This window comes from Caulobacter sp. AVps18 (assembly GCF_058681425.1).
This window is the reverse complement of record NZ_CM178737.1, coordinates 2,073,935-2,100,443: the sequence shown is the minus strand read 5'-3', so window position 1 is coordinate 2,100,443 and position 26,509 is coordinate 2,073,935. Positions and strand designations below refer to the sequence as shown.

The window sequence follows — 26,509 nt, the reverse complement described above, 5'->3', positions numbered from 1 at the left end:
TATGCATTCTAAAGCTTCCCTATCCGCCCACCGTCCGCGACGATGCCTTCCCCCGTAATGAACCCGGCACCCTCGGACGCGAGGAACCGCACGACCGCAGCGATCTGGTCGGGCTGGCCGATATCGGCCGGATCAATGACTTCGGCCCCCGACCGGATGTTTGGGCTCGCGCGCAGCATTTCGGTATCCACGGCGCCCGGCAGGACCGCATTGACCCGGATCCCAAGGGGCTTGCCCTCGATCGAGGCCGAACGCGTCAGGCTGAGCATGCCGGCCTTGGCTGCCGCATAGGGCGCCACCAGCGCCGAGGTGCGGTGCGCGTGGACAGAGGCCACGTTCACCACACAGCCACCGGGGCGCATGACCCTCAGCGCGTGTCCGGTAAACAGCGCGGCGCCAACCAGATTGACGTCCAGCAGAGTGCGCCAGTCAGCCGCCGTAAGCTCGCTGATGGGCCTGTAGATCATCATGCCGGCGACATTGACGATGACGTCCAGCGCGCCGAATTCCGACATCGCGAAATCAACGGCTTCAGCGACAGCAAGCTCGTCACTGATGTCCCGCGACAGGCATGCAACCTCGCTCGCGCCGGCCGCCAGAAGAGTTTCGGTCGCCGTACCGTCATCCTTGCGCTTGTCGACGAGGAGGATCTTGACCCCCTCCTGCGCGAAGGCCCGGGCCACAGCCAGACCGATGTCGCCCTGCCCGCCCGTGATCAGAACGCTACGAGTTACCATTCACGAAGCTCCCCTTGCGGCCCGCGCCATGCCGGATTGCGCCAACGATGCGGATTGCGGGCCATTTCCCGAACGGCGTCCTCATCGATCTCGACCCCGAGACCTGGCCGCTGGGGGATATCAACACAGCCGTCGCTGACCGCGAAGATTTCCGGGTTCTTCACCAGGGTCACCAGATCCTGGGATGGGCCGTTGTAGTGAATCCCAAGCGACATCTCCTGCATGACGAAGTTGGGGGTTACGGCTGCCAGATGGAGGCAACTGGCCAGGGCGATCGGACCAATTGGACAGTGGGGCGCGAAGGCCACGTCATAGGTCTCCGCCATCGCGGCGATACGCAGGCATTCAGAGATCCCACCGGCATGAGCCAGGTCCGGTTGGGCAATATCGATCGCGCCTGACTCAAAGAAAGGGCGGTAATCCCAGCGGCTATAGAGGCGCTCGCCCATAGCCAGGGGCACAATGGTATGCGCGGCCAGTTGGGAGATCGCAGCTGGGTGCTCACACAGCAGGACTTCCTCAGCAAACAGCGGATGCAGAGGCTCGATGGCGCGAAGCATCTGACGCGCCATCGGTTTGTGAACACGGCCGTGGAAATCGATGCCGACATCCAGGCCTGTCGCCCGGATCGCGCCGAGCCGCTCCACTAGCCCGTCAACCTTGCTCCAGCTGTCGAGCCAGCCGATGTCTCCGGTCGCATTCATCTTCACGGCGCTGAAGCCCTGAGCCAGCCGCGCCTTGGCCTGGGCGATGACATCCTGAGGATTGTCCCCGCCAATCCAGGCATAGACGGGGATGCGATCACGCACCCGCCCGCCCAGAAGCTCGTAGAGGGGGACACCCAGCTTGCGGGCCTTGATGTCCCAAAGCGCCTGATCGATCCCCGAGATCGCCGATAGCAGGACCGGCCCGCCCCGATAGAAACCGAGGCGGTGCAGAGTCTGCCATGCATCTTCAATGCGCGCAGAGTCATGACCGATCAGACGGTCACGCGCCGCATCAAGGGCCCCGGCTACGGCCTCGCCATGTCCTTCAAGCGTGGCCTCGCCCCACCCAACGGCGCCCTGTTCGGTTTCGATCCGCACGAACAGCCAGCGCGGCAGCACGGGAAGACATTCGATGCGGGCGATCCGGTCGGGCCGTCCACTTCCTGCGGCATGATCCTGCGCCAGCGGCGGCGAACTGACCGCATGCGCTCCATTGCGGAGATTTTCCATCAAGGCCGCCTTCCCTACCCCTTCGTCGGTGCCACCGGTGTTGTGACTTGAGCGACACCTAGAAGATTTTCTGGACGAAGGTCAATTATAAATCATATTTTTAAGCGAGTGGATTGCAGGAGCTAGACCATGGACACAGTGGCGATCAGGAGCAGCGGGCGAGACCAGCTCGGCGAGGGTCCGGTTTGGGACAGCCGCCTGGGCGAGCTGCTGTGGGTCGATATTCTCGCCGGGTCGATCAACCGGCTGCATCTTGAAACTGGGACTCAGTCGCGCGTGTCGGTCCACGAAATGGTTGGCTGGATTATTCCAAGGCAGGATCGAGCTGATCATATCGTCGGCCTGGCCAGCGGCTTTGCCGTGCTGGATCTCGCCACAGGGCGCTCGATCCCCATTGGCAATCCCGAACCCGACCGCATCGGCAACCGGCTAAACGACGCCAAGGTTGACTGTCGGGGAAGGATCTGGGCCGGGTCCAAAAGTGACCTGGACAACGTTGTGGCGGGCGCGCTTTACCGCCTCGACACAGACATGGCCTGGCAGCGCATGGACGACGGATACGGCGTCACCAATGGCCCGACCTTCAGTCTTGACGGCCAGACCATGCTCCATACCGACAGCGCGGCGCGGACCATCTACGCCTTTGATTTCACGGAAGACGGCTCGCTGGGCGAGCGCCGCGTATGGCTGAAGTTTGAAGATGAATGGGGCTATCCTGACGGGATGACGACCGATGCGGAAGGCTGCATCTGGATCGCTCACTGGGACGGCGCCCGCATTTCCCGCTTTTCGCCTGACGGCCAATGGATGCGCTCCATCGTGCTGCCGGCCCGTAACATCACGAGCTGTGCCTTTGCCGGACCTGAACTGGACCGCCTGTTCGTCACCTCTTCCACCCTGGGCTGTGAGGATGACCCTGCGGCGGGCGCATTGTTCGAAGTTGATCCCGGGGTCCGAGGCCTCGAGCCGAGCCGCTTCCGAGGCTGATCCCGGCGAACCGGGTCGGCCAAATAGCCTTCCCGGTTCAAGCGCCCCCAATTGCGCACTAAGGATAATCAAGTCGTGCTGACTTCGCCTGATGTTCCCGCTACTCCTGTCGGCATGGGCAAGCCTGACGACCAAACGACCACCCCGGCCAATTCAACGGAAAACGCGCCGGTCCGGAACCTTACAGCCAGGATTGTGCACGACCTTGGCCGGGCCATCGTCACCGAGCAGTTCACCAGTGCGACGGGCTTTCCGTTCGAGTCGCAGCTCTGCGAACAGTACAACGCCAGCCGCCCCGTCGTGCGCGAAGCGGTGAAGATGCTTACGGCAAAAGGCTTACTGCGTCCGCGTCAAAAGGCCGGCACGGTCGTCCTGCCCGAGACGCACTGGAACCTTTTGGACCCGGATGTCCTGAAGTGGCTTCTTGAGCGCGAGTTCTCGATCGATCTGCTGATTGATTTCACCGAGATCCGCATGTCCATCGAACCCCGCGCCGCCGGCCTGGCTGCTTACAGTTCAACTGGCCCACAGCGTCGAGACATCATCCATGCCATTGAACGCATGATGGCGGCAGAACGGGGCGAGGACGACCCACTGGAAGCCGATATCGCCTTCCACGTCGCGGTCCTGGAAGCCAGCAACAACCGCTTCATGCGGCAGTTCCAGGACCTCACGGAAAGCACTCTGCGCTTCAGCATTCGCCGGACCAATGCCTATGCCGGCGTATCCCGAGCCAGCGCGATTGATCACAAGCGTGTGGCCACGGCGATCATTGAGGGCGACCCGGCAAAGGCCAACCGCCTTATGCGGGATCTGATCCAGGGTGCCCTGGATCTCCTGCTCAAAGCGGGTGGACACGCAAAGCGCCCGGCACTCTTATAAATAATATATCTTTATCACCAAGGCTCTGCCCGGGGCCCTAAGGCGCAAGGCCTACTCAGCCAAGCTCAGCTCCGACGCGAATGCGCTTACACGCGCACTGGACCTGACCTGCCCCTAAGAACCTGGAACGGTTTGAGCTAGGGTTTTTCGTTCTGCAGCAAAGGCTGCAAGCCAGCAGCAGCGAGGTGACTAGCGCGTAGACGGCCAGGTCTGCACGCCTGCGCAACGTTGACGCTGCGCGATCATCCTGACCCCAAAACAAAATCACCAAGCCACAGAAATCATTACACTTTTATCGAAATCTAGACGTGAGCGAAACGCGCTGCGGACGATCTTAAGTTGGTTTGGTCTTTCTGCGGCCGGTCTTAAGTTGGGACCGCAAAGTTGTCGAAAACGCCCTACTAAGGGATTTCAAAGCCTTATCCGGTCGGCGTTAAGTTGGCCCCACAGTTTTTGCAGGAGCCCTTTCCGACCTGATGGCTTCATCAGGGTCGGGCGAAAAATGCTCCAACTAGCCAGCCCAGCGGATCCCCAGCTGAAAGTGTCGCCGTTGGCCCGCGAACAGACCATCGGTCCGGGCCGAGATGAAGCGAGAGTCGGCCAGGTTCTGGCCAGCCAGGAACACGCTCCAGGCCTTGTGTCCGGGATTCCAGGTCATGGCCATCGAGTAGGTCGTGTGTGCCGGAACCAGCCCGACCATACCATCACTCGACGGTGTCTCAGTGTTGGCGGCGTCGGCGAACTGCTCCCCCACGTGGGTCAGACCAATTCGCAAGGCCAGGCCGCTCGCAGTCTCCAGGCCGGCGCCAAGTTCGGCCATCGTCCGGGGCGCATAGGGAATGCGCTTGCCCTTGACCTTGGCCTGGCCCTCTCCAACGTCGCTGAGAAACACCGCCTCGGGGAGAAGGGTCAGGGAGGCGCTGACCCACGGGTTGTCGTCCCACCCCCGCACCTTGCCGAAATCGGCGTGCATGGACAGTTCCGCGCCCGCGTGACGCGCGCGGCCGGCGTTGACGACCGACCCGCTCGGCAGGCCGAGCAGCGGGCCCGAGACAATGAGCTCGCTGAAGTTCATGGCGTACAGGGTGGCCTCCAGGCGCAGGCCGGCTCCTGGCCGGGCGCGCAGGCCAAGCTCGGTGTTGACGCTCTCTTCCGGGCGCACCTGATTGGCGGGCAGAAGCGGATCCACGTCGCGATCCGGGCGCGGTGGCGCAAAGCCCTTGTGAGCCCCGGCGAAGATCTCGGCGCGCGGCGACACGCGCCAGGTCAGGCCCGCTCCAGGAAGCATGATCGTCTGCGCCTTCGAGATCGACATCCCACGCGGCGTGAAGTTGGCGATGACTGAGGTGTTCCGGGTCTGGATCGACTCCGACCTCAGGCCGACGCTGACTGCGACGGATCCCAGCGTCACGGTGTCGAGCCCGTACAGGGCCAGGGCGTCGGTTTCGATGAGGTTGTGGTCACGTAGCAGCGTCCCAGCCGTTCCTTCGCGAGCGGTCGGCGTCAGCCCGTCATAGCGTCGGCGATCGACGTCCTCGTGATGCTTGCGAAAGCCGAGGACGGCTTCATGCCGCGCGCTCCACAGATCGCCCTCAAGGAAGGCGCGGGCTTCCACGCCGCGAAACTGGAACTCGCGCGGGCGCATCTTGTTGCCGCAGAGGTGGGCCCAGCCCTCATAGTCCAGTCGCCGCGCGCCGACGCAGCCTGTCTCGGGCCGCGCGATCATGGTGTCGATCGAGGTATCGGTTTGCCGATAGGAGGCGCGGAAGGTGTGGGCGTCATAGAGTTGAATTCGCGTCCGGAACGATGGCGACCAACGGGCGTCATGGATGAGCTGGACGGCTGTTCGCCTCAGCTCGAAACGGTCGTTCTCGAACGGATTGCCATAAGGGTTTTCGGCATAGCGGCGGGCGTCGAGACCCGCCTCGGTGAGACGGCTGGCCTCGGCGTGATGAGTGAGCCTGGCCGTCAGGCCGTGACGGTCGGAAAGCGCCCATTCTCCCTTGAGCGCCGCCTCGCCATAGCGGGTCTCATGGCCCTGACGAATGCCCTCGCCGCTTTTGGTCTCCGCATCGAAAACCAAGCCGCCGCGTTCCGATCCCGCGCCTACCGAGATCTGGGCAGACTCATAACCGCGGGTCCCGAAAACCAGTTCCGCACTGGCGGCGCGGGAACGGGGCACAGCGCGGGTCACGAAATTGACCATTCCCCCCAGGCTCTGGGGGCCGTCCAGGATCTCGCCAGAGCCCTTCAGGATCTCGATCCGCTCAATCCGGGCCAAGGATGGACTGTAGTGGGCCGAAGGCTCGGAATAGGGCGCGGGCTGGATCGGCATCCCGTCTTCCAGCAACAGGGTGCGGCCCGAGCGCCTGGGCGTCAAACCGCGCACGGAGATGTTCAGTTTCAGCCCGAAAATGTCCTCGTCCACGACCTGCACGCCCGGTGAGAGTCGCAGCACATCCTTGACGCTGAGCGGCCTTACGGCGTCCAGGTCACCCCGTCCGACCACGAAGCTGGAGCCGGGACTGTCAGGCCGAAGGATTGCGCCCGTGACGATGACGGCTTCGGTCTCACCGGCCTCGGCTTGAGCGGCCGCTACGCCAGGCCAGGCGATCAGGGCCAGAGCCATGATCGACGTTGTCAGCCCTTCTTGCCCGGCCATCCTGCCCTCACCTCGCTTGCGCGCGGCCATTCAGTCTTTCTCGTCCTCGTCCTCGTTCTCGAACTGGAACGGGCTGAAGGCGGCCTGGGTCAGGCGCGGATAGGGCGACGACCAGCCTTTGACATCGTGCCAGACGATGCGGTTGAGTTCCGCAGTCGGTACGTCGTCAGGGACGGCGAAGTTCATCCGCGCAGAGGCCAAGGCGCCTTCGCGACGGGGGCCCGTCAAGGCCGTCGCGGCGGGGTTCAGTTCCAGTATGCTCTGGCTGGGCGTGATCGCCTTGAAGGGGCGCAGATCGGGCGTGTCCTGAAAGCTCGCCCGCATGTCCGTAGCGATCAGGTTGAAGAGTGAAAGGCTGGGCAGGCCCAGGATCAGCTCAATGCTCTTCAGCATGCTCTGGTGTGAGTACATGGTCGAATCGACGGACTGACGGCGGATGTAGGGGCTGATCGCCAGGGCGACCGTGCGATGGCCGTCCACGTGATCGACGCCATTCTGCGAGTCGTCCTCGACGACGAAGATCGCCATTTTCGGCCAGAACTTCGAGGCCGTCAGCGCCTCAACCACTTGCCCGAGGGCCAGGTCGTTGTCCGCCACCATGGCCTTGGGCGTGTTGGCGCCGGGCTTCGTGCCGCTGGTGTGATCGCTGGGCAGCAGCATGACGGTCAGGTTCGGCATCGAACCCTTGGCCTCGTACGCCTTCAGCTGGTTGATGAAGATCCGCGCGCGAACGACATCGGGAATGCTCATGCTGTAGGCGGGAAAATTGCGCACGAGCGAGCGATCCAGGGGCGGAATCGGCGATCGGGTGTCGAAGGTGTTGGCAAACTGGTCGCCAGCCTGCCAGCGCTGGAACAGCGTGGCGCGCTGGTTTGGCGTTTCCTCAAGCGCGCCGGGCGCGTACTCGCCAAATACGGCGACGCTTTTGCCCTTGGCCAGGGCGGCGTCCCAGATAAAGCCGCCCGACGAATAGGCGAGCGGGTCGCTGCCATCAAAGGGATAGGATCGCCCTGAATAGCCAGGCCACAAGGTGTAGCTGACCTCATTGCCCTGGGTGACCCACTGGTGGCCATTGGCGCTGTTGCCACCGGTCGCGTAGAAATTGTCCAGAAGCGTGAAGTCCCGGGCAAGGCGACGCTGGTTGGGTGTGACGTCTTCGCCGAACATGACCAGGCTGGGGTCGCCATTGCCGCGCTCAAGGTCGCCGAACAGTTGGTCGTAGGTGCGATTTTCCTTGATGATGTAGACAACGTGCTCGATGGGCGACGGCTCGCCCGACCGCAGGGGTATGGCGCGCGGGGCGGCGTTGGGATCGGGCTGTGGCGCAACCGCGTCACGGAAGGCCATGCGGTTGTTCTCGGCGACGGCGGCAGTATAGCTCGCCAGTTGGGCCGCATCGGGCATGGCCACCACGTGTGCGCTGCCTCGGTTGGCGTGCACAAAGCGGCGCCCGGGCCCTTCGTTCTGTCCCGACCCGACGCCCAGCAAGGTCGCCACGACCATCTGGGTCTCGTCGGCGTTCAAGCTCACCGAGACCGGATACCAGCCCGTCGGGATCAGGCCGGAAATGCGGCCCGCCTCGAGATCATAGACCAGCACAGCATTGATCCCGCCGCAGGCGATGAACAGCCGCTTTCCGGCCCGGTCCAAGGTCATGCCGGCCGGCGCGACGCCCTTCACGGCCTGGGCGAATGGCTGCAACGTGATCGTCCGCGTCACCTGGCGTGTGCGCGAGTCGATGACAGAGATGCTGTCGTCGTTGGTGTTGGCGACGTAGAGCAAGCCGCGCGGGGCATCGAGCGCCAGGGCCGTCGGATGCCGGCCGACGCCGATACTCGCCAGGCTCTCGCCCGTTTTCAGATCGACCACCCGGATTGAGCCGGCCAGGGCGACGCCGCGAGCGTCGATCGCTACCCGGTCGGCTTCGGGCTTGAGGCCGGTTGGCGCACTCAGAACTCCCGCCGCAGCGGCCTCGCCGCCCCAGTTGGCCACATAGGCGACATCGCCATGGGCGGCGACCGCGACCGGAGCCACGCCGACCTGAATGCGACGGGTCTCGCCGGTGGCCAGGTCGCTGATCGCCAGGGCGTTGTCGAACGTCAGGGGCGAGAGCGCACGCTTGCCATGAACGATGGGCGCCCCGACATTGTGGGCGCCGAGACTGGCGCCCAGCTTGACCACGCCATCCGCAACGTCGGTGTTGGGCCTGGCCAGGAACACAGCGCCCGGCTGACCCTTGCGGGTCTCGACCAGACTGACCAGCGGCTTGCCGGCCCCGTCCAGTGTCAGACCCCGGATGCCGCCCACGCCGCCCAACGCATGGCGCTTCACCACGCGGTTGCCCAGCCAATCAAGCTGGTAGAGATGGGTGCGAGACAGCACCCACAGGGCGCCGTCCTGACCGAACACCGCGCCTTGCACCCGTCCCGTGAACACCGTCTGCACGCCGGCCGGTGTGATGGCCTGACGGGTGGTTATGACCCCTCCGTCCTGAACGGCCCGCACCGGCTTGTCCAAGGTCTGGGCGGCTGAGGGGCCCGCGCTGGTCAGGCCGAGCGCCAAGACGGAAGCGCTCGCCAGAAGGACGACGATTTTGAAGGCAGGCATGGCGAGCATCCTAGTAGTGGCCGGGTGGCAGGCGGATCAGAGGTCGCGGGTGCGGACTTCGATTTCGGTCTTGCAGCGCGAGGCCGGGTCAGCTGGAGCATCGACGGTTCGGAAAGCGGCGACCCAGTCGCCAGACCCAACGGTCGATCGGATGTAGCCCCGCTTGTTCCCGTCGAGATAGTCGACGTGCGGATTGAAGGATTTCGCGTCGTCCAGCGCCCCTGCCCAGGGACAGTTGGACGACACTGACGTGCCGCAAAAATTGTGTCCGACCCGAGCCGATTGCGTATCAAACGGCCGTTGGTGGATGCGCATTGCGGCTGCTGCATGCCAGTCGCCGCTGAGCACCACAGGGTTGGAGACCCCGTCGGCCAGGGCGTCAATGATCCGCTGGCGCTGCACGCCATAGCCGTCCCACTGGTCCATATTGACCCTCGGAGCCTCAGGGGGCGCATTGTAGCGATAGGGCGCGAACCAGGTCTGTGACGCCAGAACGTTGAAGGCGGCGTCGGAACGCTTGAGGCTGTCCAGCAGCCAGCGCTCCTGGGCGGCACCGGTCATGGTCAGGGCGGGATCGTTCATCGCGTCGCAGGCGGCGTCGCCGGGGAAGCCCTGACCACACGGCTGGTCGGAGCGGAACTGGCGTGTGTCGAGCAGGTGGACGAGCGCGGGGCCGAAGCGGAAGGCCCCATACATCGGCAAGCTGGCCTCGATACCCCGGATCGCCGGAGGCCGGTCGATCGGCATATGCTCGTAATAGGCCTTCAGCGCGGCCAGCTTGCGGACCTTGAATTCCAGCAGGGTCTGCTGATCCGGGTCTTCAGGAATGTCCCCGGCCCAGTTGTTATCGATCTCGTGGTCGTCCATTGCCACGATCCACGGAGCCGCTGCGTGCGCGGCCTGCAGACTGGGATCGCCCTTGTACAGAGCGTAGCGGTTCCGATAATCCCAGAGCGACTTGATCTCCGGGCTGTTGTGCAGGCGCACGGTTTCGGATGTCACGTCCCGGTCGCCAAACTTGCGCGTGTTAACGCCGAGGCGGCCAATACCACCTTCATAGATGTAGTCACCCACATGGATGACGCAGTCGGGAGACCACTCGGCCATATCCGCAAAGGCGGCAAAGTGCCCGGACTCCCAGGCGTTGCAGCTGGCCAGCGCAAGCTTGGCCGTGCGATCAGCGGCGCTAGATGTTCTGGTGCGGCCTACTGTGCTTTGCGCATCACCGAAGCTGAACTGGTACCAGTATTCGCGGCCTGGCTGCAGTCCGTCGAGCTTGACGTGGATACTGTGGGCGTCGGCGTCCGAGGTCCAGGCGCGCCCCTCCCGGAAGACTTGGCGCTGCTCGGCGTCCAGCCAGACCGTCCAGCGCACTTCCGCCCGACCGCGCGGCATGCCGCCCCCACGAAGCGGATCCACCGCCAGTCGCGTCCAAAGGATCACGCTGTCCGGGCGCGGTGTGCCCGAGGCAATGCCGAGTGTGAACGGGTTGGCACCTGATGCGGCGAACACGTCGCGCGGCGTCAAGAGCGGCAGGGCCATCAGGGCCAAAAGCGAGTCACGACGCGAGAACATGAGCGATCCCATCCATTCAAGGAACCAGATGGTCCGGGGCGGCAGCGCCGCCCCGGACCGGGCTAAAGCTAGAACTTGGTCGCAACCGTAGCGTAGAAGCTGCGCGGCTTGCCTTCGAACGGATAGCCGTAGAAGTAACGGTCATCCTGGTTGGTGTATTCGCCGCGATTGAAAGCCGAGCCGTAGAAGTTGTTTCCAAAGCCCCAGCGCTCGGCGTACTTGGTGTCGAGCAGGTTGACGACGCGGAACTGCAACCTGTGCTGCAACTCATCGCCGAGCAGATAGGTGACGGTGGCGTTGACAACCGTGTAGTCGCCGAAGTTGTAGCGGTATCGGGCGACACCCGTATCAGCGCCACGACCATTGACGGCCGGCCTGGTGGTACCCGGAATAGCCGGCCCGCCGGTGGCATACTCAGGGCCCTGGAAGCGCGGCAGCAGCTGAACCTTCAGGCGCTTGTCCTTCGAGGTCCAGTCGAGTGAGGCCGTGGCGAACCACACAGGCGTTTCACTCAACTGCTCGCCCTTGCGCGAACCAGCAGCCAGCGACGAGTCCTGGTTGGTATAGCCGATATTGGCGTGCCACTGGTCGCCCAGCTGCAGGTCGAACTCGGCCGTCCAGCCATTGATCTGGTTGATCGCGCTGTTGTTGAAATAGGTATCGACCGGCACGTTGACGCCGTTGTCGGTCACGATCAGCGGGCGACCCGACGTGGTCGAAATGCGATTTGTGACCTCGGTCTTGAACGCCCCGACCTCGGCAAACACCTGGACAGGGCCGAAGTCATGAGAGTAACCGAGCGCGGCGTTGTAGGTTTCCGTCTCCTCAGGCAACAGGGCCGAATTGCCGACGACCGTGAAGGCCGCCCCTGCCACTGCCGTCGGCGGGCGCGGGTTGTTGATATAGAGCTCGTTGGTCTGGGGCAGGCTGTAGGAGGTGCCGCCGTTGGCGCGCACATAATAGTCGGTCAGGAAGGGGTGCTTGACGCCAAACTTCCAGATCGACTTGCTATCGAAAGCGTCAGAGAAGTCGGTCCGTACAGCGACCGAGATCTTGGTGTCGGGGCTGAAGGGCAAGGTCGGGTGAAGATCGACGAACACGCCAGTGGTCGACGAGTCGTTGTTGGGCACGGCGAACCGGGCGTCTGAGTCGTCCTTGTAGGACACCCACTGAACACCGCCGACGGCCTCCAGATAGCGGTTGAACTTTATCGTCGCCCGGGCGGTGCTGCCCATTTCGACAAAGCCGCTCTTGAACTGGTTGCTCTTGCCAAAGCCATGGGCGAAGGCGGGCTCAACAGTGCCCGTATAGGCACCCAGAGGCACCAGGCGCGTCGACACTCCAGAGCCGTTGACGACGTTGGCCACAGGACAACCTGTCCGGATGCGACAAACGACGGGATAGAGCTCGGCGTTCCAGAGCTGTGGGTTGGAATAGTAGGCCGAGGCCTCGGTCAGGATATTGTCGCTCCAGCGCTTGCTGAACGACGCGTCCATGATCGGAAAGCGCAGGGTATTCGGCGAATAGGATTCGCCAGATGGGAAGGGGTCCTGGAACCAGCTTTCAGTGTAGAGGGCGTTGGCGCGGAACTCGGTATTATCGTCGATCTTCCAAAGATACTTGACGCCAACATGGTTCTTATTGAGCGGATAGTCCTGCACGCCACCTGAGAGAGCGACGTTGTCGGTAAACAGGGTCGGATCAAAGATCCGCGGGCCATCGGTGGCCAGCATCGAGCCGTAGACCATCAGCGAATGATTGCCGTCTTCGTCGAGCGGGAAGCTGTAATTGCCCCAGACTTCCCGGGTCTGAAACGACCCGTAGGATACCCCGAAGTCGCCCTTGCGCGTGCCGTCGGGCTTCTTGGTGACGACATTGACGACGCCGATGCCGCCGTTGGACCCGAAATAGAGGCTGTTGCCGCCCCGGAACACTTCGATGTTCTCGACCATGTGATTGTCGATGGTCGTGGCACCCCAGATGTTTTCAAGCACGGGGCCGCGGTCATAGAGCGGCACGCCGTCAACCGCCACCAGGGTGTCACGGTCGCCGCCGCCATCGAGACGGATCGTGTATTCACCCTCGTCTGGCGAATAGCCGATGTTCACGCCCTTGACGAGAAACTGCACCGCTTCGGCGAAGTTGATCGCGCCGCTCTGCTCGACGCGGTCGCCGCTGATGACCTGCACGTCGGTGCCGTACTGCGCCAACTCCTTAGCGACAACCGTGGCCTGCGCGGCTTTGCGTTCGCTGGTGATGGTGACGGCGGAAACCTGGGTTTCCTTCGACGAAGCCGGCGTTGCATCGCCAACGCTCGCGACTGCGGCGTCCTGGGCCAGCGCCAGCGAAGGCATCGCGCTCGATAGCAGAAGCAACGGCAGCAAGTGCGCCCTGGTAAGTTTGACGATTGGTCCCGCCATGATGTGTCCCCTTACATCTCTGAAATATTTTCAGTGTCGCTGCGAAAATCGAGATGGAGGGCGCGCTTCCGGCAGGCCGACCCCTCATTTTTGGAGGCATACGGGCGGCCAGTGACGGATCGATGAAAACTTTGTGGGAAGTTAATGAACATATTTCATTTTGGCGGCGCACATGTATGAGGGTGAGCCATCCCTCATCCGAGCGTTGCGGACCCATGACCCAAAACCACCTTCACTTCGCGCCTTTCGCGAATGGGCCGTCCGCCCCTGACGCCAGAACCATGGTGGAGAGTGCTGCCGGGATCTTGCTGGACTGGGACGGGTGCGTCGCGCACGATGACGAGCCCCATTCAGCGGGGGTAGCCTTCCTGCGCCGCTATGCCGACAGGATCGCGATCCTGTCCAACAGCTCAACCCTGTGGCCCAGCGATATCGAGCGCCGCCTGACGGGTCTTGGGATCGCCATACCCGCCGAACGGATCGTTCTGGCGGGACACAATGCCCTCCTGCTCGCCGCACGCCTCGGGCTGGCGACCACGGTGTTCGGCAATTCGCACATGAAGGCCCTGGCGCGGCAACTGGGCATCGACCAGGTGGCCGCCGACCCAGCCATAATTGTCCTGCTGCGCGACACCAAATTCACCTATTCGCGACTGAAGCTCGGGGCCAACGCCCTGGCCCGTGGCGCGCGCCTGATTGTCGCCAACCCCGATCTGACGCATCCCGGCCCGAGGGGAAGCACAGTGCCCGAGACCGGGGCGCTCTTGGCGGCGTTCGGCGCCTGCGTGCCATTGGACCAGGTTACGCTCGACGTGATCGGCAAGCCCCACGCCCAGATGTTTCACATCGCATGCAGAGCTTTGGAGCTTCAACCCAGTCAGGTTCTGATGATCGGCGACAATCCGCTGACAGATATCGAAGGCGCGCGGCGGCTTGGGATACCGGCCCTGCTGGTCAGTCCTGGCTCTGCGCTCGGATTAGGCGATCTCTGCTAACACGCTGCATTAAAACCGCTTGAGCGACAGCACGTCAAAGGTTTCACGGAGCGTGGTGGTCGCGCGCTCATAGTCCGCCAGGGCCAGCGCGGCGATCAGCGTATCGATCACGCAGAGCTGAGCGATTCTGCTGGTCATGGCTTCGGTGCGAAACATTGTCTCGCGGGCCATGGTGAACAGGGTGATGTCGGCGTGGGACTGGATCGGTGATCGCGCATAGTTGGTCAGCGCAATTGTTGTCGCGCCGGCCTCCTTGGCCAACTGGGTCGCCACCACGGTCTCATGCGTCGAACCTGTGTGGGAAATGGTCAGCACCGCAACGTCCGGCCCTGTGCGCGACGCGCTGATGGCCTGAATATGGCTGTCGGTCACAGCCTTGGCGTCCAAACCAATGCGCAGCATCCGATAATGGGCGTCCTCGGCGATGGGAGCGGAAGACCCGATCCCATAGATCTCGATGCGCTTTGCTTTGCGGATCGCCTCGACGGCCGCCGCGACGGATTTGGGATCAAGGACGCTCATCGAGTCGCGCAAGGCCTGGATTCCGGCATGGAACATCTTGCGGCAGATGGCTTCGACATCGTCGGTTCTGGCGAGGTCTTCCTGGATGTATTGCACCGGCTGCACGACGGCCTGAGCCAGCGACAGCTTCAGCTGCTGAAATCCCGACAATCCGAGATTCTGGCAGAAATTGACGACACTCCCCTGGCTTGATCCGGTCTGCTCCGAGAGCTCGGTCACCGACATCCGCATGACAGCGTCTGGCTGGCTGAGGATGAAGTCGGCGATGAGGCGAGAGGTGGGCCCCAGGGTTTTGTAGGTCGATTGGATACGCGCGATCACGTTGTGCACAGGCGTATGGCCGGTGGCCCGCGGCCGCGACTTTGCTGGATTAGACCTCTGGTCCGACACGTGCGCCTGCTTTCAGCCCACTATAGGGCGAGATCATTAGGTGTGGTCACTTTGCACGGCCAGAGCACTCGACCTGGGCAAGGCGCCCCGGCTCAGCCTGCACGGGAACCATGACGCGCTTCAACCACCTTGTCGCCTTGGCCGACAAGGTTTGAGATATACTCATTTTATAAAAGGTCAAACCTGAGACGCCTTCATAACGCCGTCACAAGCCGGCGCTAGTTTCCCCAAGCTCGGCAAACTTGGAGACGTTGGCATGCGACGCTTGATACTGGCGCTAATTCTAATGGTTCTGGCTCCGTCGGTCGCAGCCGCTGCGGCGGTCGAGCGTCCTTTGAATGTGATCCTGATCCCGGCCGACGGCGGCACCGAAGCGGGTACCAAGGCTGACTATCAACCGCTGTTCAACGCCATTTCCCGCTCCAGCGGTCTTAAGTTCGAGATCCGCGTAGGCCAGTCCTACGGGGCCGTGGTCGAGGCGCTGTGCAACGGCACCGCTGACATCGCCTTTGTCGGACCCGTAACCTACATCCAGGCCAACAAGCGCCGCTGCGCCGAGTTGCTGGCTGTCGCAGTGGAGAAGGGCCAGTCGATCTACTATGCTGGCCTCTTTGCCAAGGCCGACTCCCCGATCAGGTCAATCAAAGACCTGAAGGGCAAGCGCGTGGCGTTCGGCGATGTGAATTCGACATCGTCCTTCGTCTATCCGATGGCCATGATCCTTGATGCGGGCCTGGACCCCATTCGTGATCTGAAGGACGTTCGCATGACGGGTAGTCACGCCAACAGCCTCGCCGCGCTCACCCAGGGCCAGGTCGACGTCGCCGCGCTCTCGTTCGACTCCTTTGACAAGGCCGTCCGTCAAGGTGCGGTCAAGGCCGACGGCGTCAAGGTCGTGGTGCGCAGCGATGCGATCCCCTATCCGCCGATCATCATGAACGCCCGTCTCGCCGCGCCGCTGAAGGCCAAGTTGAAGCTGGCATTCAAGACCGTTCACCTGGCGCCGGGCGTGACCCCCGACATGATCCGCGGCTATGGCGGCGGAAAGGTTGACCGGTACGACTCAGACTTCCCTGCCGCCAAGTTCAACGTGGCGGCCAAGAAGATGAGCCGACTGACCGACGAACTGAAAGGCGAGATCCTCAAGAAGTCGGCGCAGCGTTAACAATCATGATCGATTTCGAAGACGTGCACGTGCGCTATCCCGACGGCTGCGTCGCGCTCGGCGGTGTCAGCTTCCGGGTACCTCAGGGCCAGTTCTGTGTGGTCCTGGGGCCTTCGGGATCGGGCAAGTCCACCCTGCTCCGCACCGTCAACGGCCTCGTCACCCCGACCTCAGGCAAGGTCGCGATCGGCGGCCTGAAGGTGCAGCGAAAGACCCTGCCGACCCTGCGACCTACGATCGGCATGATCCATCAGCACTTCGGCCTGGTGGATCGGTTGTCCGCCGCAACCAATGTTGTCTGCGGCGCGCTGCCGGCGATTTCTCTGATGCGGGCGGTGCTGGGCCTGTTTCCCAATAGCTATCGCCGCAAGGCCTGTGACCTGATGGCGGCGGTAGGACTTGAACCCGAGCATCTGCGGCGCCGGGTCAAGGATATGTCGGGGGGGCAACAGCAGCGCGTCGGCATCGCGCGCGCCTTCATGCTCGATCCCGGCGTCGTCTTGGCCGACGAACCGGTGGCCAGCCTGGATCCGAAGATCAGCGCTGACGTGCTGGGCCTGCTGAAGGACCAGGCCAAGTTGCGCGGAGCCACTGTCCTGTGCAGCCTGCACCAGATCGACCTGGCGCGCGCGTTCTCGGATCGCATCATCGCCCTGGGCGGCGGCCGCGTCGTGTTTGACGGTCCTCCGGATCAGCTGACGGCCGAACATCTTGGCCGGATCTATGGTGAGATCGCTTTGTCCGTCGCGCCCGCGCGCCCCGCTCTCGCCCAGCCGGAGCCGGTATCGTGACTGCGTCCTCTCCGCTGCCCGCGCGGCAGGACTGGCGGTTTCCCCCGCCCTACAACGCCCGCGGGCTGGGCATCGTCCTGATTGCGATACTCGTGCTGCTGTTCACCGGCGCGCGCGTTGAGATCGACCGAATGCTGGTCCTGTCAGGTGACGGACTGCTGGCCGCAGTCGGCTTGAAGGAGGATTCCCAGGTCGCCAAGGGATTCGCCACGATCGGACAGCAACTGTTTCCCCTGGTGATCGCCGAGCGCACCGAAATCAGCCGCATCGAGAATTTCGACCCCGCCCATCTCCCGGCTTTGGCCCGCCTGGAAACAGTCGAAAGCACCGTCGAAACGCTCAACCCGGACACGCTCCAGATCGATCGCTCCATCGAACGCGTGCACTATATCGTGGAGCCGTTCGGCTATTTGCGACATGTCGCGCTCAAGCTGGTCGAGACTCTCGAGATCGCGCTTTGGGGAACGGCTCTAGCGATCGTTCTCGCTGTACCCCTGGCGATCCTGGGTGCCCGCAACCTGACGCCGCACCCTCTGGTCTACTTTGCCGCGCGCACGATCGTCAGCTTCTTGCGATCCGTACCCGAACTGATCAGCGCGCTGTTCCTGGTCCTGGCCTATGGCTTTGGCCCAATCGCCGGGGTGCTGGCCCTGGCCTTCCACGCCGCAGGATTTCTGGGAAAATTCTACGCCGAGGACATCGAAAACGCTGACCCGAGGGCCCAGGAAGCGCTCGGCGCCATCGGCGCGAGCCGCCTCAAGGTGCTTGTCTATGCAATCCTGCCCCAGGTAGCGCCACAGTATATAGCCTATACACTTTATGTACTGGACCGGAATGTTCGAATGGCGACCGTCATTGGCTTGGTTGGTGCCGGCGGCATTGGTCAGGAACTCAAGGGTCGGTACGACATGTACAATTACGGCCATGTTGCGACTATCTTGCTAGCGATATTTCTCCTGGTCGTTACCCTCGATCAGATATCAATTCGCCTCCGCCGACACCTGATAGACTGATGTCTCGGCTCTGAAACCATTCAGAGCCGAGCCAGCGCCGACCAAGGTCTACCATCCTTGTTTGAGAATCCCTTGGAATCCATGCCCATCATCCCATGGAATCCGCGCTCACGATCCCGCCGAATAGGCCAACAGGAAACCAAAAACGCGTCTCACCTTGGGGTGAGCGACCGCTTGGGTGTGCATGTCCCCGGTCATCGACAATGAGACAGATGTAGATCTCCAAACCACCGTAATCATTACGCTTTCACCCACCCCTTGCCCTGACTGGCGAACGGCGTGGTCAGTCTTAAGTTGGATTGGTCGTTCGGCGGCCAGCCTTAAGTTGGGACTGCCAAGTTGGCAAAAATCCGCTATTGAACGATTTCAATGCCTTAGCCGGTCCGCGTTAAGTTGGCCCGACACAACCTGACGCTGGCAAAAATGAGACGCAGCCTTAAACCCAAAACAGGCTGGAGCCTCTCTGTGCGCCCCTATTGGGGCGTGTCGGCCGCTGGTACCGAGCGGTAGCTGAACTGGCGAACTCCAGGAAGAACCTGTTACCGGCAGCAGAAGACGCTCTGCAAGCATGGACTGCAAATCAAGTGGAGCAGGGTCGGACTAGCGCCAGGTGCAGACATTAGCTCAACGGCAAAAACGGGCGTTGTGAACGACCCAACCGAAAAACGGTAGAAGCAACAGGCCCACCACGTTCATGCCAAGAGCACACGATCTAGGCGCCGCGCTGCGGTCAAGTTAGACCGACAGCCAAGAGTAGTTTGGGGGCGACCGTGATCGTTGGGATTGATTTGGGCACCACCAATAGCGCGGTAGGCGTGTGGCGTGACGGCAAGGTCGAGCTCATTCCTAATAGCCTCGGCGCCAATCTGACGCCCTCCGCCGTCGGTCTGGACGACGACGGCTCGCTACTCGTCGGGATGGCGGCGCGTGAGCGCCAGTCGACCCACCCAAAACTGACCGCGACGACGTTCAAGCGCTACATGGGTACGGCGCGCACCACCCGCCTTGGCGATCGCGACTATCGCCCCGAAGACCTGTCGGCGCTTGTTCTGGCGAGATTGAAGGCCGACGCCGAAGCATATCTGGGCTCCTGCGTGACCGAGGCGATCATCACCGTTCCGGCCTATTTCAACGACAAGCAGCGCAAGGCGACACGCCGCGCCGGCGAATTGGCCGGGCTGAAGGTCGAACGCCTCCTCAACGAACCGACAGCGGCCGCCCTTGCCTATGGCATCCATGAATTGGACAACGAAACGCGCTTCCTGGTCTTCGACCTAGGGGGCGGAACCTTCGACGTCTCGGTCCTTGAGATCTTCGAGGGCGTCATCGAGGTGCGTTCGTCAACCGGTGACAACCGGTTGGGCGGCGAGGACTTCAACGAACTGCTGATCGAGCTGATGGTCTCGCGCTTCGCCAAGGAATGGGGAGCGGAGGCGCGCTCGCCCGAGCTGCGGGAGCGTCTGCGGGTGGCGGCCGAAAGGGCGCGTCGGGCGCTGACCGAGCGCTCTGAAGCCACCATGGAGACGCTCTGGAACGATCGCACATGGACCATGGACATCAGCGCGGCTGAGTTCGAAGCCAAGGCCGAAAAGCTGCTCAGCCGGCTTCGCGAACCGGTCTTGCGCGCTCTACGTGATGGTGAGGTTCGCGCTGATGGTCTCAAAGAGATCGTGATGGTCGGCGGTGCCACCCGCATGCCTGTTGTTCGCCGCGCCGTCACCAAGATGTTCGGTCGCTTCCCGGCGACCACCGTCCATCCCGACGAGGCCGTCGTTGTTGGGGCGGCGATCCAGGCTGGCCTCAAGGCGCGCGACGTGGCCTTGAAGGAAGTGGTTCTTACCGATGTGTGCCCCTACTCGCTTGGCGTCGACGTCGTGGAGACGGGCCCGGGCGGGGCAATGCGGCAAGGAATCTTTTCGCCGATCATTGAGCGCAACACGGTCGTTCCGGCCAGTCGTTCCAAAACCTTCTCACCGGCCCAGACGGGGCAGAAGGTCGTCGCATTCGGCATCTACCAAGGCGAGGCCCGCTTGGTGTCCGAGAACGTTAAGTTGGGCCAGGTCGAAGTCCCCGTGCCGCCGCGCCGCGCCGGCGAGGTCACGATCGAGTGCCGTTTCACCTACGACGTCAACGGCCTGATTGAGATCGACGTCCACGTTCCCGAAACCAATGAGCGACGCCAATTGGTCATCGTCGATGAGGACGACCGGGGCGGCGATGACCTGGAGAAGCGTCGCGCGGCGCTGGCGGCCTTAAAGATCCACCCGCGAGAACACGATGCCAACCGCGCTGCGCTGGCCAGGGCGAGCCGTTGCTACGAAAGTTTTCTTGGAGAGCGTCGGGCGCACGTTGGCGACCTCATCGCCCGCTTCGAGACAGCGCTAGACGCCCAGGACCCTCGTCAAGCCGACCAAGCCCGCGAGGCTCTGGCGGACGGGCTTGACGCACTGGAAGGCGAGACGTGGCTGTGAGCGAGATCTGGGACCTTCTTGGCGTCGCGCCGGTCCGCGACCGCGACGCTATCCGCCGCGCCTATGCCCGACGCCTGAAGGTGACAAACCCGGAGGACGACGCCGAAGCCTTCGCTCTCCTCCGCGCCGCCTATGAAGAGGCGCTCGCCTCGCTTGATTGGGACTGGGCGTGGGAAGACGATCCGCCAAGCGTATCGCACGCTGTTCCTGTCGGCCCACTTGAGACCGCTCTGAGACCGGACCGCGATCTGGCCGACGCGCCCCCTGCAAGCCGAAGAACCACACCCGAGGACGGTCCGTCCAGCTCAAGTTGGGCGCTACTCATTCAACTGGAGGCGCTGCTGCGGGCAGAGCCCTCACCATCGGCTGCCGAGCTGGAGGCCGCGCTCGACGGCCTGCTAGCGTCATCCGCCATGCAAGAGATTGCCGTCCAGGTTGACGTTGAGCGACGCGTTTTGGAGCTAATCCTCGAGGAGATTCCGCGTTCGGACCCGCTTGTTCATCCGGCCATCGAGGCGTTCGGGTGGACGCGCGGCGGCGTCATCAGTCGACGGGACAATCTCGTCGACGCCGTACTCGACCGGAATTCCGACATCGGCTTCCGTAAAGGCCTGTCCTCTCCTGGCGTCCAGCTTCACGATGCCTACAAAGCCCTTTCGTCGCCGATGGGACACGTCCCCCGCTGGCGGGCACGGCTGTCTCCATTTCTGGAACAGGATGTGCGGGCGCTTTTTCACGAGATCGACACGCGCCGCGCCACACTTGTGGCCGATCTGGATCCTGAGGCCTATCACTGGTGGCGCGCACGTCTCGCCAAGCCCAGCCTGCCGGCCTGGGCGATCTGGCCGATGGCTTTCCTCCCGTTGCTGATCGCGCTTGGCAATGGGCTCTCAGGGGAAAGCGGATTCGCGGTCCTTCGAGCATGGGTCGGGACCCAAGCCACCGTCGTCGCCCTCGCCGCGTACTATGTCTTCGGCTACGCCCGCCCTCAGGCCTGGTGGCGGGACAACTGGGCCTGGCGCTCCCCTCTCGCCCTTCGCGCCGGATGGGCACCGGCGGCTTGGGCGCTGTTGTTAGCCGCTCCACTCCTTCCCCGCTCTCCCTGGTGTTTGGGCTTGGTCGCTGGCACCGCGGCCGTCATTCTGACTTGGTGCCTGATCACCAGTGAGCCTGATAATCGTGCGGGCACGCTTCCCTGGCCGCTGAGATTGCTGATCGTCGAAATCTTCATGATCATCTGGTGGGTGATGCTGGGCTTCGATCCAGCGATCGATATGTCGTCCGAAATCCGCCTCGCCGTCTTCACGGCCATCCTGGTCTCGATATTGGGCTCGGGATCCCTAATCGAGATCTGGTGCGGCGAGATCAGCGGCCGAGGACGGCTTGTCGCGTTCACTGGATTTTTGGCTGTCTTCGCCGTGGGCGTGATCCTCTTGTCTCAAGACATTCGAAGCGCCGACGTTGGGTTACCCTTGATGACGGCTAGCTGGATCACCCTGCTGGTGATGGCCCTCCGGCCCGCCGCAACGGCCCTGGAAGGTGCGGGCTTTCGCGTCCGCTTCTATCTAATCTGGCCGATTGTCATCGGCGGTCGCCAGTTTCTCGAAAACTTTACCGGCGTCAGTCAGAGCCTTCTGACCGGCGGACTCTGGATGTTAATCGGCGCGGCGATCACCTTGGCCCTCATTTTCCGCGAGGTTTGGTCAGAGCGTTCTGCCAGTCGATAGATAGCGCAGTGCCGAAATGCTTGCTGAGCAAGGCCAGCTGCACCCATTCATGCAACGCGTGAAATTGGGGCCTTAGCTGCCGTGACCTGCTCCTGAAAAACCGGATCGGTTTGAGCTAGAATTTTCCCGTTTTGCGGCAAGGCCTAGGTCGCAAGGAGCGACTAGACGACCAGCGCTTGGACGACCCGCTGTGCACATCTGCGTAAAGATGACGCAGCGCCATCGTCATGGCGGCAAAATGAAATCGCCAAACCATAGTAATCCCTACACTTTCATCGGCACCTTGGCGTGAGTGAGATCCGCTGCGGTCAGTCTTGAGTTGGCTTGATCGTTTTGCGGCCAGCCTTAGGTTGGGACCGCTAGAGCGGGTTGCGATCTGATGGAATCAGATCACCCGCTCTAGTCTTTTGTTTTCACGCGCGTTTCATTCCGAAAACCGGTTCCCACTTTTCGGAACGCGCTCTAAGTTGGCAAAATGCCCTTCTGAGGGATTTCAGAGCCTTAGCCGGTCGGTGTTAGGCTGGCCCCGCACATTGTGTGGGGACCGGCTCCAGGGGACGGGCCAAGTGGCGAGCACAAGCCGCTGTCAGCGATGACGGTCCTGCCAGGCTTGCGACTTCACCAGACGAAGGTCGCGGCAGCCCGGGGCGGGATGGTCGCCTTGAAGCGCCGAGGCCCGTCGGCGATGGCAAATGCGGATGGCTTTTGCCCGGCGTTGAGCACGATCAAGACGCGCCGGCCGTCGCGGTTCATGAAAGCCACCGTTTCCAGATCACCGAGTTGGGCGGGAGATCCAATGCGCACCGCGCCGGGCGTCACGAACCGGCTGGCGTGGCCAAAGGCGTAGTATTCCTGGTTTCTCTGTATCGCGCCGGTACGGCTGTCGATGGTTACGACACCACGACAATCGCCGCAGCCGCCGGCGTGGGGACCGTAGGTCTCGTCCAGCGCCAGGTTCCACATCAGAACGCCCCGCGCCCCGCCCCGAGTGGCACCGATGATCAACTTGCTCATCATCCAGCTGAAGCTGTCGTCGAACCCGGGGGCCCACTGGCCGCCCGAGCACTCCGTGAAGAAGACGTCCTTGTCAGGATGCACCGCCGCCACCTGGGCCTGGACTGACACCTCGCCAGCATAGCAGTGCCAGGCAACCCCAGAAACAACGGCCGCCGCCTTGGCATCGGCCAACACGGTGAGGGGCTGCTGAGGCTGGTCCCAGTTGTGGTCCCAGTCGAGCACGCGGGTCTTGATGGCCTCACGCTTGAAAACCGGACCCAGATGGTCGCCGTAGAACCGCGCCCGGTCTGCCGCCGGCCAGCGCATGCCCGGATAGTTCTCGGGCTCAAAGTCCGGCTCGTTCTGGATGCTGAGATAGTCGGTCGGCACCCCCGCCTTGCCCGCCGCCTTGATGTAGCGGGCGAAGAAATTGGCATAGACGGGATAGGCCTCAGACTTCAGCTGGCCCTTCACCAGGGAATTGGTGGTCTTCATCCAGGCCGGCGCGCTCCAGGGCGTGGCCATGACCTGCAGGTCGGGGTTGATCGCCAGGGCCTGGCGGACGGTCGGGAAGACGTACTGCGCCGGACGTTCGACCGAAAAGTGCTTCAGCTCCGGATCGGCCGCGCCCCCCGGCGCGTCGTCGAGGCTGTAGTGGTCGAGCGAGAAGTCCGACGCCCCGATCGTCAGCCGGATGAAGCTGAAGCCCAGGCCGCCGTCGCCGCGTCCGAACAGCTCGGTCATCAGCCCGTCACGCTGCGCCTGGGTCAGCCTGGTCTGGATCAGCCAGGCAGAAGCGTCGGTGATGGAGGCCCCGAAGCCGACCATCGACTGGTGGCGTTCAGCGGCATTGACCGAGACCACCGGAAGACCCGAGACGTCCTCCGCGCGCGACGTGACCAGGGGTGCCTGCTCCGCCATCAGCAGGGATTGATCACCCGTCGTTACCCAGATGCGAGCCTGGGAGGGCTCGCGCGCCGGCAGGTTTGCGCAGCCGCAGAGCGTCAGGGCGACCGCTGCGAGGAGGCCAGCGGCACGGAACATCAGGGCTTCCTTGACCATGACTTCAGCTGGGCCTTACCGCTCAGCACGGGGTCGCCGGCGTGGCGACCGACATAGAGCGCATAGGAACCGGCCGCGATCCTCCAGCCCGGCTGGGCCTCGTCGTAGTCAGCCAGGATACGCGGCTCGACCGTCAGGCTAACGCGTTTGGTCTCGCCCGGCGCGAGATCCACCTTCTGGAAGCCCGCCAGTCGCAGCATGGGGCGGCGGGCGCCGGCCGTGACATAGAGCTGTGGCGTATCTGCCCCCCCAACCTTGCCGGTGTTGGTCACGTCGAAACTGACCTTCAGGCTATCGCCGTCCTCGACCTTGAGGTTGGCGTAGTCGAAGCTGGCATACGACAGGCCAAAGCCGAACGGGAAGAGCGGTTGCTGCTTCTGCTGGGCGTACCAGCGGTAGCCAACGGCTGCGCCCTCTATGTATTTGACGGGGAAGCTCTTGATCGGGCCAGCCGTCTGGCCGGCGCGGCGGGCGTCGTCAATGGCCGCCTGCTCGGCAAATCCAGGGGCGCTGGCGCGGGGGGCCTGGTCGGCGGTCTTGGGGAAGGTCATCGGCAGGCGGCCCGACGGGTTCACCTCGCCCAGCAGGAGCCGGGCGATGGCCTGGCCGCCCCGTTGGCCCGGATACCAGGCTTGCAATACCGCGCCGACCCGGTCGATCCACGGCATCAGCACCGGACCGCCGGTCTCGAGCACCACCACGGCGTTCTTGTTGGCAGCGCCGACGGCCTCGATCAGGGCATCCTGGTTTTCCGGCAGAGCAATGGATGCCGCGTCCTGGGCCTCGGTCTGCCAGTGCCAGGCAAAGACGATCGCCACGTCGGCATCTTTGGCCGCAGCCGCAGCGGCTGCAGGATCCTTGCCATCAACATAGACCACCTCGGCGTTCGGCGCGGCGGCGCGGATGGCCTCCAGCGGCGAAGACGCGTGCCATGTGACGCGGACGAACGAGGCCGCTTCGCCGCCGTTCAGCGGGATCTCGACCGGCGCGCCGCCGACCGAACGGACTTGCGACGAGCCGCCGCCCGAGATCACGCCCACATCGGCATGGGCGCCGATCAGCACGATCTTCTTGGCGGTCCTGGCCAGGGGCAGCAAGTTTCCGTCATTCTTCAGCAGCACCGAGCCGCGCTCGGCGACGGCCTGGGCGACGTTGGCGTGAGCGTCATAGTCGATCGGCTGGGCGGTCGTCGGGGTCGGATTGTCCATCAGGCCCGAGGAGATCACCCCGTGCAGGATGCGCCGGACCATGTCGTCGACACGGGCCTGGCTGACCTCGCCCTTGGCGACGGCGGCCTTGAGGTCGTCACCGAAGAAGATCTGGCTGTCCAGTTCCTGGCCCGACTGCTGGTCGAGCCCGGCCAGCGCCGCCTTGGTTGTGCTGTGCACCGCGCCCCAGTCCGACATTACCCAGCCCGGATAGTTCCAGTCGCGCTTGAGCACCTTGTTCAGCAGGTGATCGTTCTGGCAGGCCCAGTCGCCATTGACCTTGTTGTAGGCACACATCACCGAGGCAGGGTTGCTCTTCTCGATCGCGATCTGGAAGGCCAGCAGGTCGCTTTCGCGCAGGTCTGCTTCGTCGATCTGCGCGTCCATCACGTGACGGCCGGTCTCCTGGGCGTTCAGGGCGAAGTGCTTGATCGTCGAGACGATGTTGTTGCTCTGAACGCCCCGGATTTGCCCGGCCACCATCTCGCCGGCCAGCAGCGGATCTTCGCCCAGATACTCGAAATTGCGGCCCGCCCACGGGTCGCGGGTCAGGTTGACGCCGCCGGCCAGCAGGACGTTGAAGGTCTTGGCCCGCGCCTCGGCGCCGATCATCGCGCCGCCTTGATAGGCCAGTTCAGGTTCAAAGGTGGCTGCCAGGGCCAGACCCGACGGCAGGGCGGTAGCGACATCGCCCTTGCGCTGCTCGACCTGGTTGGCGACCCCGAGGCTGGCGTCGCTTTCACGCAAGGTCGGGATCTTCAGGCGCGGCACGCCGGGCACATAGCCGGCCGAAGGGATCATGTCGGCCACCACCGTCTTGGTCATCGGTGGGAACAGGCCGTGCAGATAGGTAATCTTTTCGTCCTGGGTCATCTGCTTGACCAGCGCGTCAGCCCGGGCCCAGGCCGCGTCACCCGCGCGCGGCGCAAGCGGTGCACTGTCCTTTGCCGGCATGACCTGCGCCAGGACCGGATTGGCCGGCGTCAGGGCGAGCAGCGCAACGGCGGCTGTGGTCCGGCACAGCATCCGCAAGGCGAATACGGACTGGGCGGCGGTCGGCATGGCGATACTCCGGTAAGAGG

17 protein-coding genes are annotated in these 26,509 nt (G+C 63.4%); 8 read left to right on the top strand and 9 right to left on the bottom strand.

Annotation, left to right across the window (positions count from 1 at the left end):
- Window positions 1–8: 8 nt before the first annotated feature.
- A complete protein-coding gene (locus tag ACW179_RS09635; protein ID WP_492064076.1) occupies window positions 9–737 on the bottom strand; it encodes an SDR family NAD(P)-dependent oxidoreductase in 729 nt (242 codons plus the stop codon).
- Window positions 731–1,954 (bottom strand): galactonate dehydratase, encoded by a 1,224-nt coding sequence (dgoD, locus tag ACW179_RS09630; RefSeq protein WP_492064075.1) that lies wholly within the window; start codon window positions 1,952–1,954, stop codon window positions 731–733. Before dgoD ends, ACW179_RS09635 begins: the two co-directional genes overlap by 7 nt.
- Window positions 1,955–2,083: 129 nt before the next feature.
- Between dgoD and ACW179_RS09625 the strand changes: the two genes are divergently transcribed.
- Window positions 2,084–2,941: an SMP-30/gluconolactonase/LRE family protein gene (locus tag ACW179_RS09625; RefSeq protein ID WP_492064074.1), complete on the top strand. Its 858-nt coding sequence runs from the start codon at window positions 2,084–2,086 to the stop codon at window positions 2,939–2,941.
- Between the two features lie 75 nt (window positions 2,942–3,016).
- Entirely contained in the window at window positions 3,017–3,823 is an 807-nt protein-coding gene (locus ACW179_RS09620) for a FadR/GntR family transcriptional regulator (protein ID WP_492064073.1), read from the top strand.
- Between the two features lie 511 nt (window positions 3,824–4,334).
- Here the strand turns inward: ACW179_RS09620 and ACW179_RS09615 are convergent.
- The 4 genes from ACW179_RS09615 to ACW179_RS09600 form a co-directional block, all read right to left on the bottom strand.
- Window positions 4,335–6,485 (bottom strand): TonB-dependent receptor family protein, encoded by a 2,151-nt coding sequence (locus ACW179_RS09615; protein WP_492064072.1) that lies wholly within the window; start codon window positions 6,483–6,485, stop codon window positions 4,335–4,337.
- Between the two features lie 30 nt (window positions 6,486–6,515).
- Window positions 6,516–9,092: a bifunctional YncE family protein/alkaline phosphatase family protein gene (locus ACW179_RS09610; RefSeq protein ID WP_492064070.1), complete on the bottom strand. Its 2,577-nt coding sequence runs from the start codon at window positions 9,090–9,092 to the stop codon at window positions 6,516–6,518.
- A 36-nt stretch (window positions 9,093–9,128) separates the two neighbouring features.
- On the bottom strand, window positions 9,129–10,667 hold the full coding sequence (locus tag ACW179_RS09605; RefSeq protein WP_492064069.1) for an alkaline phosphatase D family protein: 1,539 nt from the start codon (window positions 10,665–10,667) through the stop codon (window positions 9,129–9,131).
- Window positions 10,668–10,735: 68 nt separating this feature from the next.
- Complete coding sequence (locus ACW179_RS09600; protein WP_492064068.1) at window positions 10,736–13,021, bottom strand: TonB-dependent receptor plug domain-containing protein; 2,286 nt, start codon at window positions 13,019–13,021, stop codon at window positions 10,736–10,738.
- 347 nt (window positions 13,022–13,368) lie between these two features.
- On the opposite strand from ACW179_RS09600, the gene ACW179_RS09595 reads away from it, so the two are divergent.
- Window positions 13,369–14,082 (top strand): HAD-IIA family hydrolase, encoded by a 714-nt coding sequence (locus ACW179_RS09595; RefSeq protein WP_492064067.1) that lies wholly within the window; start codon window positions 13,369–13,371, stop codon window positions 14,080–14,082.
- 9 nt (window positions 14,083–14,091) lie between these two features.
- On the opposite strand, the gene ACW179_RS09590 is transcribed toward ACW179_RS09595, so the two are convergent.
- Entirely contained in the window at window positions 14,092–14,994 is a 903-nt protein-coding gene (locus ACW179_RS09590; protein ID WP_492064066.1) for a MurR/RpiR family transcriptional regulator, read from the bottom strand.
- A gap of 256 nt (window positions 14,995–15,250) precedes the next feature.
- On the opposite strand from ACW179_RS09590, the gene ACW179_RS09585 reads away from it, so the two are divergent.
- The 5 genes from ACW179_RS09585 to ACW179_RS09565 all read left to right on the top strand — a co-directional run bounded on the left by ACW179_RS09585 (window position 15,251) and on the right by ACW179_RS09565 (window position 22,161).
- Entirely contained in the window at window positions 15,251–16,159 is a 909-nt protein-coding gene (locus ACW179_RS09585) for a phosphate/phosphite/phosphonate ABC transporter substrate-binding protein (protein WP_492064064.1), read from the top strand.
- A 5-nt stretch (window positions 16,160–16,164) separates the two neighbouring features.
- Window positions 16,165–16,950: a phosphonate ABC transporter ATP-binding protein gene (locus ACW179_RS09580; protein ID WP_492064063.1), complete on the top strand. Its 786-nt coding sequence runs from the start codon at window positions 16,165–16,167 to the stop codon at window positions 16,948–16,950.
- Entirely contained in the window at window positions 16,947–17,963 is a 1,017-nt protein-coding gene (phnE, locus tag ACW179_RS09575) for a phosphonate ABC transporter, permease protein PhnE (RefSeq protein WP_492064062.1), read from the top strand. Before ACW179_RS09580 ends, phnE begins: the two co-directional genes overlap by 4 nt.
- 770 nt (window positions 17,964–18,733) lie before the next feature.
- On the top strand, window positions 18,734–20,434 hold the full coding sequence (locus tag ACW179_RS09570) for an Hsp70 family protein (protein WP_492064061.1): 1,701 nt from the start codon (window positions 18,734–18,736) through the stop codon (window positions 20,432–20,434).
- On the top strand, window positions 20,431–22,161 hold the full coding sequence (locus tag ACW179_RS09565; protein ID WP_492064060.1) for a hypothetical protein: 1,731 nt from the start codon (window positions 20,431–20,433) through the stop codon (window positions 22,159–22,161). The genes ACW179_RS09570 and ACW179_RS09565 overlap by 4 nt, the downstream gene beginning before the upstream one ends.
- A 618-nt stretch (window positions 22,162–22,779) precedes the next feature.
- Here ACW179_RS09565 and ACW179_RS09560 read toward each other — a convergent pair.
- Window positions 22,780–24,201 carry a glycoside hydrolase family 30 protein gene (locus ACW179_RS09560; protein ID WP_492064059.1) on the bottom strand — a complete coding sequence of 474 codons (1,422 nt, stop codon included), beginning with the start codon at window positions 24,199–24,201 and terminating at the stop codon, window positions 22,780–22,782.
- Window positions 24,201–26,489: a beta-glucosidase gene (locus tag ACW179_RS09555; protein WP_492064057.1), complete on the bottom strand. Its 2,289-nt coding sequence runs from the start codon at window positions 26,487–26,489 to the stop codon at window positions 24,201–24,203. Before ACW179_RS09555 ends, ACW179_RS09560 begins: the two co-directional genes overlap by 1 nt.
- Window positions 26,490–26,509: the final 20 nt, after the last annotated feature.

Coding starts and splice junctions, on each gene's coding strand:
- ACW179_RS09635 (WP_492064076.1), bottom strand. CDS start 737: ATGGTAACTCGTAGCGTTCTGATCACGGGCGGGCAGGGCGACATCGGT.
- dgoD (WP_492064075.1), bottom strand. CDS start 1,954: ATGGAAAATCTCCGCAATGGAGCGCATGCGGTCAGTTCGCCGCCGCTG.
- ACW179_RS09625 (WP_492064074.1), top strand. CDS start 2,084: ATGGACACAGTGGCGATCAGGAGCAGCGGGCGAGACCAGCTCGGCGAG.
- ACW179_RS09615 (WP_492064072.1), bottom strand. CDS start 6,485: ATGGCCGGGCAAGAAGGGCTGACAACGTCGATCATGGCTCTGGCCCTG.
- ACW179_RS09610 (WP_492064070.1), bottom strand. CDS start 9,092: ATGCCTGCCTTCAAAATCGTCGTCCTTCTGGCGAGCGCTTCCGTCTTG.
- ACW179_RS09605 (WP_492064069.1), bottom strand. CDS start 10,667: ATGTTCTCGCGTCGTGACTCGCTTTTGGCCCTGATGGCCCTGCCGCTC.
- ACW179_RS09600 (WP_492064068.1), bottom strand. CDS start 13,021: ATGCCTTCGCTGGCGCTGGCCCAGGACGCCGCAGTCGCGAGCGTTGGC.
- ACW179_RS09595 (WP_492064067.1), top strand. CDS start 13,369: ATGGTGGAGAGTGCTGCCGGGATCTTGCTGGACTGGGACGGGTGCGTC.
- ACW179_RS09585 (WP_492064064.1), top strand. CDS start 15,251: ATGCGACGCTTGATACTGGCGCTAATTCTAATGGTTCTGGCTCCGTCG.
- ACW179_RS09580 (WP_492064063.1), top strand. CDS start 16,165: ATGATCGATTTCGAAGACGTGCACGTGCGCTATCCCGACGGCTGCGTC.
- ACW179_RS09560 (WP_492064059.1), bottom strand. CDS start 24,201: ATGTTCCGTGCCGCTGGCCTCCTCGCAGCGGTCGCCCTGACGCTCTGC.
- ACW179_RS09555 (WP_492064057.1), bottom strand. CDS start 26,489: ATGCCGACCGCCGCCCAGTCCGTATTCGCCTTGCGGATGCTGTGCCGG.